Annotated in this window: 14 protein-coding genes; 10 read left to right on the top strand and 4 right to left on the bottom strand. The window is 59.8% G+C overall.

Translation table 11 applies throughout. The annotated features are described in order from the left end of the window. Positions 1 to 57 precede the first annotated feature (57 nt). Complete coding sequence (gene tdh, locus BN1724_RS04145) at positions 58 to 1119, bottom strand: L-threonine 3-dehydrogenase (protein WP_058234351.1); 1062 nt, start codon at positions 1117 to 1119, stop codon at positions 58 to 60. 247 nt (positions 1120 to 1366) lie between these two features. Between tdh and hrpA the strand changes: the two genes are divergently transcribed. The 4 genes from hrpA to BN1724_RS04125 all read left to right on the top strand — a co-directional run bounded on the left by hrpA (position 1367) and on the right by BN1724_RS04125 (position 9172). Further along, positions 1367 to 5242: an ATP-dependent RNA helicase HrpA gene (gene hrpA, locus BN1724_RS04140; RefSeq protein WP_058234350.1), complete on the top strand. Its 3876-nt coding sequence runs from the start codon at positions 1367 to 1369 to the stop codon at positions 5240 to 5242. Between the two features lie 84 nt (positions 5243 to 5326). After that, positions 5327 to 6778: an NAD-dependent malic enzyme gene (locus BN1724_RS04135; protein WP_058234349.1), complete on the top strand. Its 1452-nt coding sequence runs from the start codon at positions 5327 to 5329 to the stop codon at positions 6776 to 6778. Between the two features lie 58 nt (positions 6779 to 6836). After that, positions 6837 to 7196 (top strand): DUF3039 domain-containing protein, encoded by a 360-nt coding sequence (locus BN1724_RS04130; protein WP_058234348.1) that lies wholly within the window; start codon positions 6837 to 6839, stop codon positions 7194 to 7196. A 131-nt stretch (positions 7197 to 7327) separates the two neighbouring features. After that, positions 7328 to 9172 carry a DEAD/DEAH box helicase gene (locus tag BN1724_RS04125; protein ID WP_058234347.1) on the top strand — a complete coding sequence of 615 codons (1845 nt, stop codon included), beginning with the start codon at positions 7328 to 7330 and terminating at the stop codon, positions 9170 to 9172. A 9-nt stretch (positions 9173 to 9181) separates the two neighbouring features. Here the strand turns inward: BN1724_RS04125 and BN1724_RS04120 are convergent, their stop codons facing one another. Continuing rightward, positions 9182 to 10666 (bottom strand): nicotinate phosphoribosyltransferase, encoded by a 1485-nt coding sequence (locus BN1724_RS04120; protein WP_157085750.1) that lies wholly within the window; start codon positions 10664 to 10666, stop codon positions 9182 to 9184. A gap of 69 nt (positions 10667 to 10735) precedes the next feature. On the opposite strand from BN1724_RS04120, the gene clpS reads away from it, so the two are divergent. From clpS to rdgB, 6 genes are all read left to right on the top strand, one after another. Beyond that, entirely contained in the window at positions 10736 to 11032 is a 297-nt protein-coding gene (gene clpS / locus BN1724_RS04115; RefSeq protein WP_407919296.1) for an ATP-dependent Clp protease adapter ClpS, read from the top strand. Between the two features lie 2 nt (positions 11033 to 11034). After that, positions 11035 to 11742 carry a DUF2017 family protein gene (locus BN1724_RS04110; protein ID WP_084252743.1) on the top strand — a complete coding sequence of 236 codons (708 nt, stop codon included), beginning with the start codon at positions 11035 to 11037 and terminating at the stop codon, positions 11740 to 11742. 101 nt (positions 11743 to 11843) lie between these two features. Then, positions 11844 to 12731: a glutamate racemase gene (murI, locus tag BN1724_RS04105; protein ID WP_084252742.1), complete on the top strand. Its 888-nt coding sequence runs from the start codon at positions 11844 to 11846 to the stop codon at positions 12729 to 12731. Further along, positions 12728 to 13525, top strand: coding sequence for an MBL fold metallo-hydrolase (locus BN1724_RS04100; RefSeq protein WP_058234345.1), 798 nt, complete (start codon positions 12728 to 12730; stop codon positions 13523 to 13525). Before murI ends, BN1724_RS04100 begins: the two co-directional genes overlap by 4 nt. Positions 13526 to 13552: 27 nt before the next feature. Continuing rightward, complete coding sequence (gene rph, locus BN1724_RS04095; protein WP_058234344.1) at positions 13553 to 14305, top strand: ribonuclease PH; 753 nt, start codon at positions 13553 to 13555, stop codon at positions 14303 to 14305. Further along, entirely contained in the window at positions 14302 to 14991 is a 690-nt protein-coding gene (rdgB, locus tag BN1724_RS04090; RefSeq protein WP_084252741.1) for an RdgB/HAM1 family non-canonical purine NTP pyrophosphatase, read from the top strand. Before rph ends, rdgB begins: the two co-directional genes overlap by 4 nt. A gap of 111 nt (positions 14992 to 15102) precedes the next feature. On the opposite strand, the gene BN1724_RS04085 is transcribed toward rdgB, so the two are convergent. Together BN1724_RS04085 and BN1724_RS04080 are read right to left on the bottom strand one after the other, a co-directional pair. Continuing rightward, a complete protein-coding gene (locus BN1724_RS04085; RefSeq protein ID WP_058234343.1) occupies positions 15103 to 15639 on the bottom strand; it encodes a DUF4916 domain-containing protein in 537 nt (178 codons plus the stop codon). A 92-nt stretch (positions 15640 to 15731) separates the two neighbouring features. After that, positions 15732 to 16394, bottom strand: a complete 663-nt coding sequence (locus tag BN1724_RS04080; RefSeq protein ID WP_058234342.1) for a histidine phosphatase family protein — start codon at positions 16392 to 16394, stop codon at positions 15732 to 15734. Positions 16395 to 16530: the final 136 nt, after the last annotated feature.

Below are 16530 nucleotides of genomic sequence, written 5' to 3'. Positions count from 1 at the left end.
GGTGACACAGTATGGGGTGCGTTGATCTGCCGGGGTGGTGCAGGCCCGCACCTTTACTCAAATATTCTCCCAGTCGAGGACGACTTTTCCACCGCTGCCCGAGCGGGCGATTTCATAACCGCGAGCCCATTGTGAGGCTGGAAGGACATCGGAGATTGTCGCGAGGATCTGGCCGCGTAAGTGAGCGCTTGTCATCATCATGGCCGCCACGGCATTCCAGGTTTCATACATCTCACGCCCGTAAATGCCTTGGAGCGTGAGCATATGGGTGATCACCACCCCGAAATTGAGGGTGAAATCCTTAGAAGGTAGGCCCAGCAGGGCGATCTTCCCACCGTGGTTCATGTTCTCTATCATTTCGGCGATGGCACTGGGCTGCCCCGATATTTCTAAGCCGATGTCGAAACCCTCTTTAAGACCAAGGCGCCTCTGGGCATCGCGGATACTGCTTTGCGACACGTCGACCGTGAGGTCCACACCCATGTTTTTGGCCATCTCCAGGCGGTGGGCGCTGACGTCAGTGATTGCGATATATCGAGCGCCGGCATGGCGGGCTACGGCCGCAGCCATTTGACCGATCGGGCCCGCACCGGTCACCAGCACATCTTCCCCGATCAAGGGGAACTTCAAGGCGGTGTGGACTGCATTACCGAGTGGATCGAAAACGGCGCCGAGTTCAGGGGGAATCACCTCAGTTTTTCCGTCATGTTCGTGAACCCACACATTGTGCTGGGGAATGGTGACGTATTCGGCGAAGGCTCCGTCGCGTTGCACCCCTACGCTGCGAGTGCGGATGCACATCTGGCGGCGGCCTGCACGGCAGTTTCGGCAGTATCCGCACACTACGTGTCCTTCGCCGGAGACCCGATCCCCGAGCCGAACATCCGTCACGTCGGCGCCGATCTCGACCACTTCACCGTAAAACTCGTGGCCCGGTGTGAACGGCACCGTGTCGCACATGCTTTGGGCAGAGGTGTCCCAAGCGAGAATATGCAGATCAGTGCCGCAGATACCTGCCCGCAGCACACGGATTTTCACGTCGCCCGGTCCGACCTTAGGTTCTGGGATATCCACGAGTTCCAGACCAGGGGCAGGGGAGGACTTCAACAGCGCCTTCATCGGCTTCCTTCGTGCACGCAGAGTGATGGGAGGGCGGTTGCCCCGTCTCGGTCACGTTAACATCGCCCGCCGGGTGAGGGTGAATGTTTGGTGAGGGTAGGCATGCAATCCACGCCAACACATCTGGTGGGGGCCAGGTGTTTTTCTACGCCCAGACCGATGAACCTAGGCTCATGAACTCCAGCTGATGAGCGGGGCGTAAAAATAGGCGACGCCATGGCATGTGCCCGGTAGACTGACGCCCGCCATGGATCCGATCTCCGCCCCTTTGCGCATCACCTATCCCGATCACCTGCCCGTCTCTGCTCGCCGCGAGGACATCATGCAGGCGATCCGCGACCACCAGGTGGTGGTGATCGCGGGTGAAACCGGATCAGGAAAAACCACCCAGCTGCCCAAGATGTGCCTTGAACTCGGGCGAGGGTCGCACGGAAAACTCATCGGACACACTCAGCCGCGTCGGATCGCTGCACGGTCGGTCGCTCAGCGTATTTCCGCAGAGCTCGGTGAAAAGCTCGGTGACGCCAACGTCGGATACCAAGTGAGGTTTACCCGGCAGGTGGCTAAGGGCGCGCGGCTAAAGCTGATGACAGATGGAATCCTGCTAGCGGAGATTGCGCATGATCGACTGTTGCGCCGGTATGACACGCTGATCATCGATGAGGCCCACGAACGAAGCTTAAACATCGACGTGATCCTCGGATATCTGCGCCGGATCCTGCCTAAACGGCCCGACCTCAAGGTCATCGTCACCTCTGCCACCATTGATCCGGAGCGGTTTTCTCGCCATTTCGCTGTGCCAGGGGCAGACGGGACGGCGATACCCGCCCCAATTATCGAAGTGTCGGGTCGAACCTATCCGGTCGAGGTGCGCTACCGACCGCTGGTTGTTGATGCTCAACTGGACCAGCTGGAGACCTCTGATCCCGCGGTTGAGGATGTGTTGTCGGTTGAGCGAGACGAAACGCAGGCCGTGTGCGATGCCGTTGATGAACTCGCAGCCGAGGGGCCCGGCGATATCCTCGTGTTTTTACCGGGGGAGCGCGAGATTCGGGAAATTGCCGATGCCCTAGGTGATCATCTGCAAGGTAGGCAACGCGCTTCGGCGGTTGAGATTCTGCCTCTGTTCGGGCGGTTATCCGCCGCAGACCAAGAGAAAATCTTTAGCCCTAAACCGGGTGCCGTCAATCGGCGCATTGTGCTGGCGACCAACGTGGCTGAGACGTCGTTAACCGTGCCGGGCATCACCTACGTGATTGATTCTGGGCTCGCGCGCATTTCTCGGTACTCCCAACGCACCAAGGTGCAACGGTTACCCATTGAACCGATTTCGCAAGCCAGCGCCAATCAACGGTCAGGGCGATGCGGTCGTACCGAGGCGGGTATCGCGATTCGACTCTATTCCGAAGAAGACTTCAATTCCCGGCCGGAGTTTACCGAACCAGAAATTCTGCGCACCTCACTAGCATCCGTTGTTTTGCAGATGACGGCGCTCGGTCTCGGGGATATCGACCGGTTCCCGTTTGTTGAGTCCCCGGATAAGCGGGCGGTGGCCGACGGTCTGCGGGTTTTGCATGAGCTCGGGGCCATCGTGGATGACCGCGTCGCCCCTGGTGGTCGGCGTCTGACCGACAGTGGCCAGTTGTTAGCGAGATTCCCGCTGGACGTGCGCATGGCGCGCATGCTGATTGAGGCTGAACGACTTGGATGCTTGCGTGAAGTGCTCATTATCGTGGCGGGCCTTGCGATTCAGGATCCGCGTGAACGTCCGCTGGATGCGCCGGAGCGCGCTAAACAGCTGCATGCCCGGTTCTCAGATGAGGCCAGCGATTTTCTCGCCTACCTGAATTTGTGGAACCACGTGCGGGAACGGCGACGGATACTGTCGAATTCGGCGCTCAAGCGCGAACTGCGTGAAGAGTATCTGCACTACTTGCGGATCCGGGAGTGGTGGGATCTGCACGCCCAGCTTAAAGAGATGGCAGCTGACGCTGGGTTACGCGCCAATGAACACCCGGCAGGGCCGGATGCGATTCACCAGGCGCTTCTGTCTGGATTGCTTAGCCACGTTGGGCTGTATGAGGAGCGTTACCGGGAGTATCACGGAGCGCGAGGGGCCAAATTCGCAATCTGGCCCGGATCTGCGCTGGCGAAAAAACGTCCTGATTATGTGATGGCGGCGGAGCTGGTGGAGACGTCCCGGCTATGGGCTCGGTCGGTCGCACGGATTGATCCTGCATGGATTGAGCGAGCCGGCTCCCACGTGGTGAAACGCAGTTACAGTCAGCCGCATTGGTCGAGCTCTCGGGCGTCGGCAATGGCCCATGAAAAGGTCACGCTGTTCGGCGTGCCGATTGTTGCCGATCGGGTGGTCTCCTACGGTGCGATTGACCCGGAGGTCTCGCGGGATCTCTTTATCAGGCATGCTTTGATCGACGGTGAGTGGAATACTCGCCATCATTTTGTGCGCGATAACGCTCGGCTTTTGGAGCGCATGGAAGAGCTCGAACATAAAACTCGACGTCGTGGGCTGATTGCCGACGATGCTGCTCTGTTCGATTTTTACGATGCGCGGATTCCGCAGAGTGTCGTCTCGGGACGGCATTTTGATTCCTGGTGGAAGAAAACCCGCCGCAATCAGCCCGACCTGCTCACCCTTACCGAAGACGTTCTGCTCGGAGATGAGGCCGAGGAGGCTGCGCGGCGCATCGAGCAAGATTTTCCGAGCACCTGGACACAGGGTGACATCACGATCCCGCTCACCTATTCCTACAACCCCGGCACCCATACCAAACCGTCGCCTCATGACGGGGTGACGGCGACGGTGCCACTCGCCGTGCTGAACAGGCTGAAACCACAGGGCTTTGACTGGCTGGTTCCGGGAATGCGTCAGGAACTAATTACCGAACTGATCCGGACACTGCCTAAACCAATCCGGCGGCATCTGGTGCCGGCACCTGAGCGAGCCAAAGCGGTGGCAGCTGCTCTCCTAGACGACGGACCGCAGGACGGGGAAACCTTTTGTGAAGCGGTAGCCGATGAGCTGGTGGCCTTGCCTGGAGTGCCAGATGATCTCCCGCTATACGGTCCAGAGTTTAATCCTGGGACATTGCCTGCCCATTTACGAATGCATTTTCGCGTGGTAGATGCAAAAGGGCGTGAAATTGGAAGAGGCGATGATCTGGCGGAATTGCAGCAGCGTTTGAAGAAGCGAGTGAAAGTGAGTTTGGAGCAGTATGCGGACTCCTTCGCTCGGAACGATATCGAAGATTTCCCGCTGGATAGGATTCCCGCCACCTACGACCGCAGATCGGACGGTTTAAAAGTCACCGGGTATCCGGCGCTTACAGTCCGGGGACGCCGATCTGACGGGACCCCTCGCATAGACCTCGCGGTGCTTCCCACAGCCGATGAACAGAAACTAGCTCATCGCGAGGGACTCATTGCGCTGGTTGATCGACATGTGGGGACGAGCTTGGCTGATGTGCTCGCATCGCTGCCAAACCCCACGAAGTTAGCCGTGGCTAGCGGGCCCTATGCTTCGACCACACACCTGCTGGCGGATGCATCGCGGGCGGCGACGTGCCACCTCGTGGGGCAGGACCTGGTGTGGGACCGAGATTCGTTTGAGGAGCTCGAGACAGCGGTGGCGGCATCGCATCGTCAGATCGCCGCACAGGCAGTCAAAGACGCTGCGAGTGCACTGGCGGCTCATCACCGCCTGCAACGTGAACTCAAACGGGTGACTTCGCTGTCGGTGCTCACTCAACTCACTCAGATTCGCGACCACGCCGCGTCGCTGGTGCAGGACGGGTTCATTAGTGCGACCGGGGTTGATCACCTGCCTGATCTTGACCGCTATCTGCGCGCATCCTGTGTACGGCTGGACAAAATGCAGGAGAACCCGAAGCGGGATGCCCAGCTGGCATGGCAGTTAGAGGACGTGACCAGACTATGGCTCGATGCCCGCGGCAAGATGTCCCCGCTGCGCAGGCAGGAACCGGATGCACTTGCCATACCGTGGATGCTTGAAGAGTTTCGAGTCTCCCTGTTCGCCCAGACACTCGGCACCAAGTTCACTGTCTCCGATCAACGTATTCGCAAGGCCATCGCGGCACTTTAAAGAGAATACCCGCGAGTTTCAAAAGCGTGATCGGGCGGATTCATACCCAGCCCGCTATCACTGTAACTGTGCCAGGATAGCTTCATGGCACCGGCACCTTCTGTGAGTTATTCAATTACCATCCGACTTGAATTTGCGGCTCATACCGCCGCGGTCAGTGACATCACCAGTTGCATTGAGAAGCACGGTGGCACGGTGACCGCGCTGGACGTGTCTGCGTCGGGCCCGGAGCGGTTGCGCGCTGACATCACCTGTTTAACCTCCGGCAACGACCACGCCGCCGAGGTTGTGAACGCGCTGCGCCAACTCGACGGGATTGATGTTGGCCGGGTGTCGGACCGGACCTTCCTCGCCCACCTCGGGGGCAAGTTGACCGTGGAGTCTAAAGTTCCGATCCGGCATCGTGACGATCTATCGATGGTTTACACACCCGGGGTGGCGCGGGTGGTCGAAGCCATCGCTGAAAATCCCGAGGATGCCCGCCGGCTGACGATCAAACGCAACACGGTTGCGGTAGTGACTGATGGCTCAGCAATTCTCGGACTGGGAGACCTTGGCCCTTTGGCCGCGATGCCGGTGATGGAAGGTAAAGCCGCGCTGTTCAAACGATTCGCTGGGATCGACGCGTTCCCGATTTGCTTGGATGCCCATGAGGTTGATGACATCGTCGCCCATGTCAAGGCGATCGCGCCCGTGTTTGCTGGAATTAATTTAGAAGATATTTCGGCTCCGCGATGCTTTGAAATTGAGGATCGGCTGCGCGCTGAACTCGATATTCCCGTCTTCCACGACGATCAGCACGGCACTGCCATCGTTGTGGTGGCAGCACTGAAAAATGCACTGCGAGTGGTCGGTAAGAAACTCGGTGAGGTGCGCATTGTGCTTTCAGGAGCGGGGGCCGCAGGCACCGCTATCTTGCGTCTTCTGCGCGCCGCAGGAGCCAAGGACGTGGTCGTCACCGATATCGACGGCATTGTGCACATCGACCGTCCGGGTCTGTCGGGTCGGCTCCCGTGGATCGCTGAGGTGACAAACCCGCGAGGAATTTCTGGAACTCTTCATGACGCACTCAAAGACGCTGACGTGTTTATTGGGGTGTCGGCGGGGAACATTATGACTGCCGATGATGTCGCGACGATGGCCAAAGACGCCATCGTGTTCGCGATGGCTAATCCGAGCCCCGAAATTGATCCCGCTGAAGCAGCGAAGCATGCCAAAGTGGTGGCGACCGGGCGCAGCGATTTCGCCAACCAAATTAATAATGTGCTCGCCTTCCCGGGTGTGTTTCGGGGGCTGCTCGATGCCCACGCTAAAGACGTCGATGATGCGATGCTATTGGCAGCCGCATCGGCGCTTGCAGCGGTGGTCACGGATGAGGAGCTGAACCCCACCTATATCGTGCCGAGCGTGTTCAACGAAGGCGTCACCAAAACCGTTGCGGCGGCGGTTGAACATGTCGCTCGGGAAAAGGCAGGCACCGTGGATACCATCACGGGAGCAATACCCGCGCTCAAGACCAGTGGAATCTGGTTGTAACCCCATCGCCATGGCATGGCATGATCGTGTCGACCTCATTTTGAGCAGGAGGAACGATATGAGTGAGATTTCGGACCCGAATCGTACGGACCCGTATCGTGAGCCTGCAGGCCCTGGTGCGACGGCGGTCTTGGACCGCAAAGCACAAGAGCAGTCTGCTGAACCCGGCGACCACGATCGTTTCGCCCACTACGTGCGCAAAGACAAGATCATGAAGTCTGCCCTCGGGGGGACTCCGGTGATCGCGCTGTGCGGGAAGGTGTGGGTGCCCGGCCGTGACCCGCAGAAATACCCAGTGTGTCCCGAGTGCAAAGAGATCTATGACGGTCTACGCGATCCCGCAGATGGAGGCGACGAGGGTGCATCTGGTGGCTCAAGCGGACGCGGCTGGCGCGGTTTGTTTGGCGGCGGACGCTAAAGCGGCCTTGCGGTCGTATCGATCCTGACCGTTTGGGCTCGGCATGTTGTGACGTGCCGAGCCCACGTCATATTTGGCACACTCTCACCTGAGCGAAGCCGCTTACCCGGCGCTGTACCCTGGATGACGCCGTGAATCTCAGTTCTTCTCGCCCCCAGCGTCAGCCCGCATCATCGGGATCCGTTCCTGCACCCGCGCACCCATCGCCGGCAGCAGCTCAAAATCTTCCTCCGGCCTTTCCCGGAAGGGCCCCATGGGGCACTGCCCCGAAACTGCGTGCCTGGCAGGCTGAAGCGCTCGCAAAGTACCGGGAGAGCGCGCCGCGAGAATTCCTCGCCGTCGCGACCCCGGGTGCGGGCAAAACCACTTTTGCTCTGCAGATTGCCGCGATGTTGCTGGGCGAGGGCCTGGTCCGTCGGGTCACCGTCGTGGCTCCGACTGAACACCTGAAATCCCAGTGGGCGGACTCCGCGGCTCGAGTCGGTATATCGCTCGACCCTAACTTCACTAATGCGCAAGGTATGCACGGCGCGGGATACCAAGGTGTTGCGGTCACCTACGCCCAGGTCGGGATGAATCCACGTTTGCATCGGGCACGCACGGAAGCAGAACGCACCCTGGTCATCCTCGACGAAATCCACCACGCGGGTGATGCGTTGACCTGGGGGGATGGGGTGCGCGAAGCGTTTGATCCGGCGACCAGACGGCTAGCGCTGACCGGTACACCATTTCGTTCGGACTCGGCTCAGATCCCTTTTGTTGTGTATGAGGAAGACGGCGACGGGTTTTTGCGCTCTCGAGCCGATTACACCTACGGCTACAGCGACGCTTTGCGCGACCACGTGGTGCGACCGGTCATCTTTCTGAGTTACTCGGGGCGAATGCATTGGCGCAATCGTCAGGGTGAAGAAATCAGCGCGCAGCTCGGTGGTGTAGAGACCAAAGACATTACGGCTCAGGCCTGGCGAACCGCTCTGGATCCCAAAGGTGAGTGGATACCGGCCGTTTTGCGTGCGGCAGATCAACGACTGACCGAGGTGCGGCGAGGAGTGCCGGACGCGGGTGGTTTGGTGATCGCAACCGATCAGGCGTCCGCTCGTGCCTATGCGCGTCAGCTGCTCGAACTCACCGGAGAAACCGCCACGGTGGTGCTGTCTGATGATGCTGGGGCGGGCCGAAAGATCGAAGAGTTTGCACAAAACGGCAAGCGGTGGATGGTAGCCGTGCGGATGGTCTCCGAGGGGGTGGATGTTCCTCGGCTCGCCGTCGGTGTTTACGCGACATCAACCTCAACCCCCATGTTCTTTGCACAGGCTGTGGGGCGATTCGTGCGCTCACGCCGACGCGGGGAAACCGCCAGCGTTTTTCTTCCCAGCGTCCCGATTCTGATGGCACTCGCCGGCCAGATGGAAGCCGAACGCGACCATGTGTTGGATAAACGCGAGGACCAAGGTGATGCGGAAACGGGTCTGGACGAGCAGGCCCTCGCTGAGGCAAACCGCGAGGAAAAAGCTTCAGGTCAACAACTTGGATTCGAGTTCGAGGCGCTGCAGTCGGAGGCATCCTTTGACCGGGTGCTGTTTGACGGCGGTGAGTACGGAACCGGGGGGATCGTCGGGAGCGAAGATGAGCAAGACTTCCTCGGTATCCCGGGTTTGCTGGATCCCGACCAGGTGTCGACGCTTCTGCGTGAACACCAGGCGCGTCAGGTTGCGCGTAAAGGCCGTGGTTCCCGGTCTGCTCAGGGCGATACCGCTGAAGACTCTCAGGTGGTCGATCATCGGCAGCTCATGGCGCTACGCAAAGAACTCTCGACCTTGGTGTCGGCCTGGGCAAAAAAATCAGGTGTTCCGCACGGGCAGGTACACAACACTCTGCGCAGCCGGTGCGGAGGCCCCGCGGTGCCGCAGGCCAGCGCACAGCAGATCAAAGAGCGGATCGGTGTGGTGCGTGGATGGTTTGTGGGACGCCGCTAAAAACGGTGCTCAGCATTCCTGAAAGGTGAGGCGTTCGTGATCGAGCATCACCGTGGGGATGGCTGGTCCCGCGTTGAGCGCATGCTCCATAGCTTCGCGTCCCGCCCGCTGATACAGCGGCGCCTTAGAGTCCCGATCCGCCTGGGTTCGGGTGTCGGACTGCCCGGTGGCGGTTGACATCGACCCAACGCTGTCCATGGTGCTACCTATGGTGCCGAGACTGCCATCGAGATTGAGTTCAGCGAGGGATTCAGCATGACGCTGCCGAGCTTGCTGAACACGTTCTGCGGGCGTGGCAGACGAGGTCATCTCGCCGTCGAGCACCAGTGGAACCTGCAAGGCACGTCCCGTCAGGCGCCGCGCGTAGTCGTCCAACAAATGTTGTTTACCGGCGATGACGGCTTCGCAGACAGCGCGGTGACTATCCCCAGCTGAGTGCTGCACTCGTACAGCGAGCTTGCGTCCACCGGTTCCGGTTTTCTCCGCGCTCTTTTTTGCCACCGGGATCATGGTGCCGTCAGGAGCCTCATGCTCGACGAGCTTATAAACGAACCCGGCGGCCGGATATCCTCCGCCTGTGACCAGATTGGTGCCGATCCCAAAGACATCAATGGGGGCCGATCCAAACTGAACGATCTTAAATTCGTCGAGGTCGCTGGTTGCGACGATCCGGGTCGCGTGGGCGCCTAATGAATCCAAGAGGTCGCGGACTTCCTGCGCAGTGCGCTGTAGGTTACCGGAGTCGAGTCGGACAGCACCGAGCTGAGGTCCTGCGATCTCCACGGCTTTGCGCACAGCGGCCATGACATCGTAAGTGTCCACGAGGAGCGTGGTGCTCCGCCCGAGCGATTCGACTTGAGCGGTGAACGCGTCGGCCTCAGAATCAAAAAGCAACGTGAAGGCGTGGGCGGCGGTGCCCCCGGTTGGAATCCCGTAACGTCGTCCCGCCTCTAGGTTTGAGGTGGAGGAGAATCCAGCAATGGCTGCTGCGCGGGCGGCCGCAACCCCAGCTTCTTCGTGAACCCGGCGCGATCCCATTTCGATACAGGGTCGTTCTCCCGCGGCCCAGGTCATTCTGGAGCCGACCGATGCCACGGAGCTGTCGTAATTCAGCATGGACAGCAAGAGAGTCTCCAACACCACCGCGTCAGCGAAAGTGCCTTCCACTCGCAGAACGGGAGAATGAGGGAAAAATAGTTCGCCTTCTTCGTAGCCGTAGATATGTCCACCGAACCGGTAGGACTCGAGTGCCTGGAGCGTGGGGGAATCTACAATCCCTCGGTCACGTAAAAACTTCAGTTCAGCATCGTTGAAACGAAATTCTTTCAGCGCTTCCAAAAAACGGCCAGTACCAGCGAGAACGCCGTAGCGACGCCCCTCAGGCAGACGCCGGGTGAAGACTTCAAACACGCAACGCCGTTGATCGGTTCCCGCGCGGCGGGCGGCCTGAACCATCGTGAGTTCGTAATGGTCGGTGAACAGTGAGGTAGTCACGGGAACAGCCTAGGATATGACCGGGGTGTCTACGATAGGAATACGACCGTTGAAGAGGAGATGACCATCATGACGTCTAGTCCGGAATCTCGCGGTTGCACCGCGCCCGGCGCGACGTCACTCCAGGAACGGGAATGGGTCACGGTGGTGTGGAACGACCCGATCAATTTGATGTCGTACGTCGTCTACGTTTTTCGTCGGCATTTCGGCTACCCCTTGGCTAAAGCAGAGCGTCTCATGCGTGAGGTCCATGAAAAGGGGCGCGCAGTGGTGGCGCGCGGTTCCCGAGAACAAGCCGAAGCGGACGTGTTTGCCATGCACTCTTATGGTTTGCACGCCACTCTTGAACTCGCGGGGCAGGACTGACCATGGCTCATGCATTTGTCTTCACCGCCGTCAATACGTTCGTGTGCCGTCTTGAAAGCGAAGAAAAATCAGTGACGGCTCAGGTCGCTCAAGAGGTCGCTGAACTGGTGAGGTCTGATCTTGGCCTCGGTGAGGATGACCTTCCTGCGCCCGTACGAGAGGCCGCGTCGTCGGAAGATCCTCTCGCCCGGCTGGAAGCCGAGTTTGCGAGTATCGGACCTCGGATGCCGCACGACTCCGCAACAAAACGTCTTTTCCCCGACGCGGGTGCGGGAGATAGCGCGATCAGTGAGGAGTTTCGTCGGCTTTCTCAGAGCCATCTGGCCGATGAGAAGCTCAAGGCGCTAGCTGCCGTATCGCAGATTATCGACGCCTCCGGGCCGGGGGCAGGAGAAATTGTGTTGGGTCAGCGGACGGCACAGCTGTGGGTTCGGGCCCTGACTGATATGCGGCTTGTGATCGCAGATCGAATAGGTCTGCGCAGTGACGCCGATTTTGAAGCCTTGCAGCTCTTGCGGGTTAACCAGATTGAGCCCCCGGCCTCACAGGAGGATCCTGAGGTAGGGATTGACTATTTGGCCAGCGTCTATGAGTTCCTATCGTGGCTCCAGGAATCGTTGGTCTCGGTGCTGCTTGGCACTATGCCGTCCGAGCCTGAGCAGGATCCTTCGTCCAGCACAGGTGATGACCGCGGAGGAGCTGCACGGTAGCCGCGACCGGATATCCGTGGCGGCAGGCCGAGCATGTGATGTCCGTTTCAAAGGCGCGCCGAGGTGACGCTAAGTCCTCCTTTACTTCTAGCCTGTAAACAATGAACAACGCCCCGATTGGAATCTTCGATTCCGGTGTCGGCGGTCTGACCGTCGCGCGCGCAATCTTGGACCAGCTTCCGCATGAGGAGTTGGTCTATATCGGCGACACCGCCCACACCCCGTACGGACCTCGTCCCATCGCGCAGGTCCGCACCTTGGCTCTGTCGGTTATGGATGCGTTGGTGGACCGCGGGGTCAAAATGCTGGTGATCGCCTGCAACACGGCGACGGCGGCAGTGTTACGCGATGCCCGGGAGCGCTACAGCGTGCCGGTGATCGAAGTGATTTTGCCCGCGGCTCGGCGCGCGGTGGTCACCACCCGCAATAAGCGCATTGGCGTCATCGGTACCAGGGCAACCATTGCTTCTCGCGCCTATGAGGATGCGTTTGCTGCGGCTCCGGATCTGACCATCACCTCTGTGGCCTGTCCGCGATTTGTCGAGTTCGTCGAGCGCGGTGAAACCAGCGGAGACGAGGTCGTGGAGGTGGCGCGGGAGTACTTGGCGCCGATGCATGCTGCGGGTGTGGACACGCTGGTACTCGGATGCACGCATTATCCGATGCTTAAAGGCCCGATTTCCTATGTGATGGGGCCCGATGTGACGCTCGTGTCTTCCTCGGAGGAAACAGCTCTCGATGTTTACCGCGTTCTGCGCCAGCTCAATATGGAGCGGGATCCGGCTGCTGGGCCTGCCCGGCACGTCTTCACCGAAACCGCGAGCGACCGCGAAAGTGATGATCCGACGATGTTCGCCCATCTTTCACGTCGTTTTCTGGGGCCGGAGGTCACGATGACCGCCACCTTTCCCGTGATTGATCCGCAGGCTGATACGACGATTGCGGCAGCGATTGACGGTGACTGTGCATCGCAAGGCAGGCCCGGATGAGAGTCACCATTATTGGCTGCGCGGGCAGTTATGCGGGCCCGCACTCCCCGGCTTCCAGCTATCTTTTCCATCACCGCGACGCGGCTGGCAAGAAATGGAACGTGTTGTTCGACATCGGCAACGGTGCCTTAGGCACGTTGCAACGGGTGCTGGATCCGGGCGCACTGGATGCGGTCGTGATTTCGCATCTTCACCCCGATCATTTCCTGGACTTAGCGGGGCTGGAAGTGTTCCGGGCCTATTATCCGGGCCGTGTGATGCCTCAGCTGCCGGTGTATGCCCCCTCTGACCTGCGACAGCGTTTCTTAGCGGTGACCGGGAACGACAGTGATTGCCCGGTTGGTGCTCGTAGCGCCCCGTTTGCGTTTAACCCTCTTGCCGAAGGCCAGCAGCTACACATTGGTCCGTTCAGGCTGACGGTACGCCGTGTGAATCATCCGGTGGAGGCCTACGGATTCCGGGTCGAGACGGATCAGCCGGGTGACGGTTTCGCATGCGTTGCCTATTCGGGCGACACCGACTCGTGTCCTGCATTAGTGGATCTCGCCAGGGATGTCGATCTCTTCCTGTGCGAAGCCGGATACCTAGAAGGGCGCGATGATGCCATTTCCAACGTGCATCTGACCGGACGGCGCGCGGGCCAGGCAGCCCAGGCCGCAGGAGCCAAACGCCTTGTGCTTACCCACATCCCTGCGTGGACCGATCCGGAGTTGACGCGGCGCGAAGCTGCAGCTGTCTATGACGGGCCATTAGAGTTGGCAGTCTCAGGCGCTGAATTACATCCTGACTCTTAGCTGTCTGCCACCACGGAGGAATACTTCATGACTACCACTGCCAGTTCTGCTCCGCGGATTGATGGACGCATGGCCGGCGATCTGCGTCAGGTGCGCATTACCCGCGGATGGCTCGATCACGCTGAAGGCAGTGTGCTCGTGGAATTTGGGCGCACGCGGGTGCTGTGCGCCGCGTCCTTCACCGAGGGCGTGCCGCGCTGGAAAAAGGGGAGCGGTACCGGGTGGGTGACAGCCGAATACGCGATGCTTCCGCGCGCAACCAACACTCGCGGCGATCGCGAGTCGGTGCGCGGGAAAATCGGCGGACGCACTCACGAGATCTCGCGTCTGATTGGCCGCTCTCTGCGAGCGGTCGTCGATCTTAAAGCGTTGGGTGAGAACACTATCCAATTGGATTGCGATGTGCTTCAGGCCGACGGTGGCACGCGCACCGCGGCGATTACCGGGGCTTATGTGGCGTTGGCGGACGCTATTTCCTGGGGTAAACGCCACAGCTCCGTTCCCGCTGCCCGCGAGGTCCTGACGGATTCGGTGAGTGCCGTCAGCGTGGGAGTTGTGGATGGCCGGTGTGTTCTTGACCTCGAGTACCGTGAGGATGTCGCCGCTGGCACAGACATGAATGTGGTGGTCACCGGTTCAGGCGGTTTTGTTGAGGTGCAGGGAACTGCGGAAGGCGCGCCTTTTTCTAAGGCTGAGCTAGACCAGCTGCTTGATCTAGCGGTCAGCGGATGCCGGAGGCTAGCCGATATTCAGCGAGATGCCTTGGCGACTGCTCTATGAATGACGCACACACCAGTCAGCTCGGTTCACGCCGAGGATGCACTGGGCCTCGTTCCCCCCGTATCGTTCTAGCCACCCACAACGCTAAAAAATTGCGTGAACTGGAACGTGTCTTAGCCGAACACTTAGGTGATGAGGCCAGAGGCCTGGTGGTGTCATCAGCCGACTTAGCCCTGCCGGATGTTGTCGAGGATGGGTTAACGTTCGCTGATAACGCGGTCTTAAAAGCTCGCGCTGCCGCGCACCACAGCGGATTGTTGGCCGTGGCTGATGACTCCGGTTTAATCGTGGATGTGCTCGGCGCAGCCCCCGGTATTCTTTCTGCTCGGTGGGCAGGCAGGCATGGTGACGATACTGCGAATAATGCGCTCTTGCTTGCCCAACTGGCAGATATAGCGCCGGAGCATCGAGGTGCCCGCTTTATGTGCGCGGCGGCTTTGGCATGGCCCGATGGGCGCGCCCACGTGGAGATCGGGGAAATGCGCGGCACTTTGCTCTCGGCTCCTCGTGGCGCAGGCGGGTTCGGTTATGATCCCTTGTTTGTTCCGGAGGATCCCAGCGCGGAGGGTCGTACCTGCGCGGAGCTCACGCCGCAGGAGAAAGACCAGATTTCTCATCGCGGACGAGCGCTGCGGGCGCTTGTCGGCATCGTGGTGTCTGCTCTGCGGGAAGGACCCGGGCTTTAACTCGTCGGTGTTGGGGGCGGGGTGTTGTTGCCTTATTCGCCGGTATTGTTTGCTGGGTCTCGGCGTCGTAATGCAGGGCCCTGTGTAGGGGATCTGAGCCAGCGAGCTGACCTAGGCCACGCCTGCGTGCGAGAGAGCCCGCTGTACGATGACGTCGTGTCCACCTTCCATTTCCAATAGGACGTCGGAGGCCAGCAGATCAGGCACCCGGAACCACGCGATTTCCAGGGCATCTTCTTGCGGACCGCAGTCCCCGGCGATTGGCACGATGTAGGCCAGTGACACCGCATGCTGACGCGTATCAGTAAATGGAGAGCGACCTGGGGTGGGGAAGTACTCAGCGATCGTGAAGGGCATCGGGGACACTGGCAGTGAGGGCAGCGCCATGGGTCCGAGATCTTTTTCGATGTGGCGATCAATCGCTTCGCGCAGCGATTCGTGGACAAGTACACGACCTGACACGATGGATCGCACAATTCGGCCATCGCCAGAGGCTCTCAGGAGCAACCCGACCTCGGTTAGAGTCCCGTCGGTATCAGTGCGCACGGGCACGATATCCACGTAGAGCATGGGCAAAAGCGTGCGCAGGTGGTCAATCTCCTCAGGCTCGAACCACGATCCCTGGGCGTCGATTGCAGTGCGGCTCATGGCAGAACTCCTCGTCAGGATTCACGGGCTAGAGATGACAAGTCATCTGACTGGGGGCAGACTACCGCGTCAGTGTGTACGGTTACTGGCTACTAGTCACTGGTTACTGGCGGCGATGGCATGGAGTTGGCTGGGTGAATAAAGGACGGCAAGATTGTGAAGCGCACGGAATCGGCCTCGGCGGGAATACACACGGTGTGGTTCCATGGCGTGCCTGCGATCATGGTGACGCTCCAGGTGCGATCGTTGACGGCGATCTGCGACAGTGCGCAGTTAGGTAGCGATGGTAAGCCATGCCCGATAATTCCGGAGATCAGGAATCGGATTAGCGTTCCATGTGCAACCACCAGCACCTTGCTATCAGGGAAACGACTGGCGAGTTCAGATAACGCCTCAAATCCACGGTCAGCAACGGCCTGTGAGTCCTCCACTCCCGGGAAATTCCGGTTGGGGTAGGTCGCCAGCATGGTGCTGACGGGTTGACCTTCAGCCAGTCCCCAGTCAATTTCGCGCAACCTCGGATCCGTTCCGGTAAACGGAATGCTGTGGTCGTCGGCGATAATTCGGGCGGTTTGTTCAGCCCGGGAGAGTGGTGAGGACACCACGATGTCCCACGACAGATCGGGCACCTGTTCCAGCGCTCGGTGGGCCTGAGCGATTCCCGCTGTGTTCAAGGGAATATCTGACGATCCCTGAAACAGGTTGTTCGCGTTGTAGTCCGTTTGTCCGTGCCGGACCAGGCCAAATAGGGTCATAGCAGCAGTCTAAAGGTGTAGCGTCGGCACGGGGATCTCATCGGGTCTCAGCGGGTGTGATAAAGGCGTGATTGCCGGCGCGTTGAACCGGGCGATGTAGAGCCCTAGGTCTCGACCTAGACGGTGCGCAGAAGGC

The sequence above is a fragment of the Devriesea agamarum genome (genome assembly GCF_900070355.1).
GTDB classification, from domain to species: domain Bacteria; phylum Actinomycetota; class Actinomycetes; order Actinomycetales; family Dermabacteraceae; genus Devriesea; species Devriesea agamarum.
This window is presented reverse-complemented; position numbering and strand designations above follow the sequence as displayed.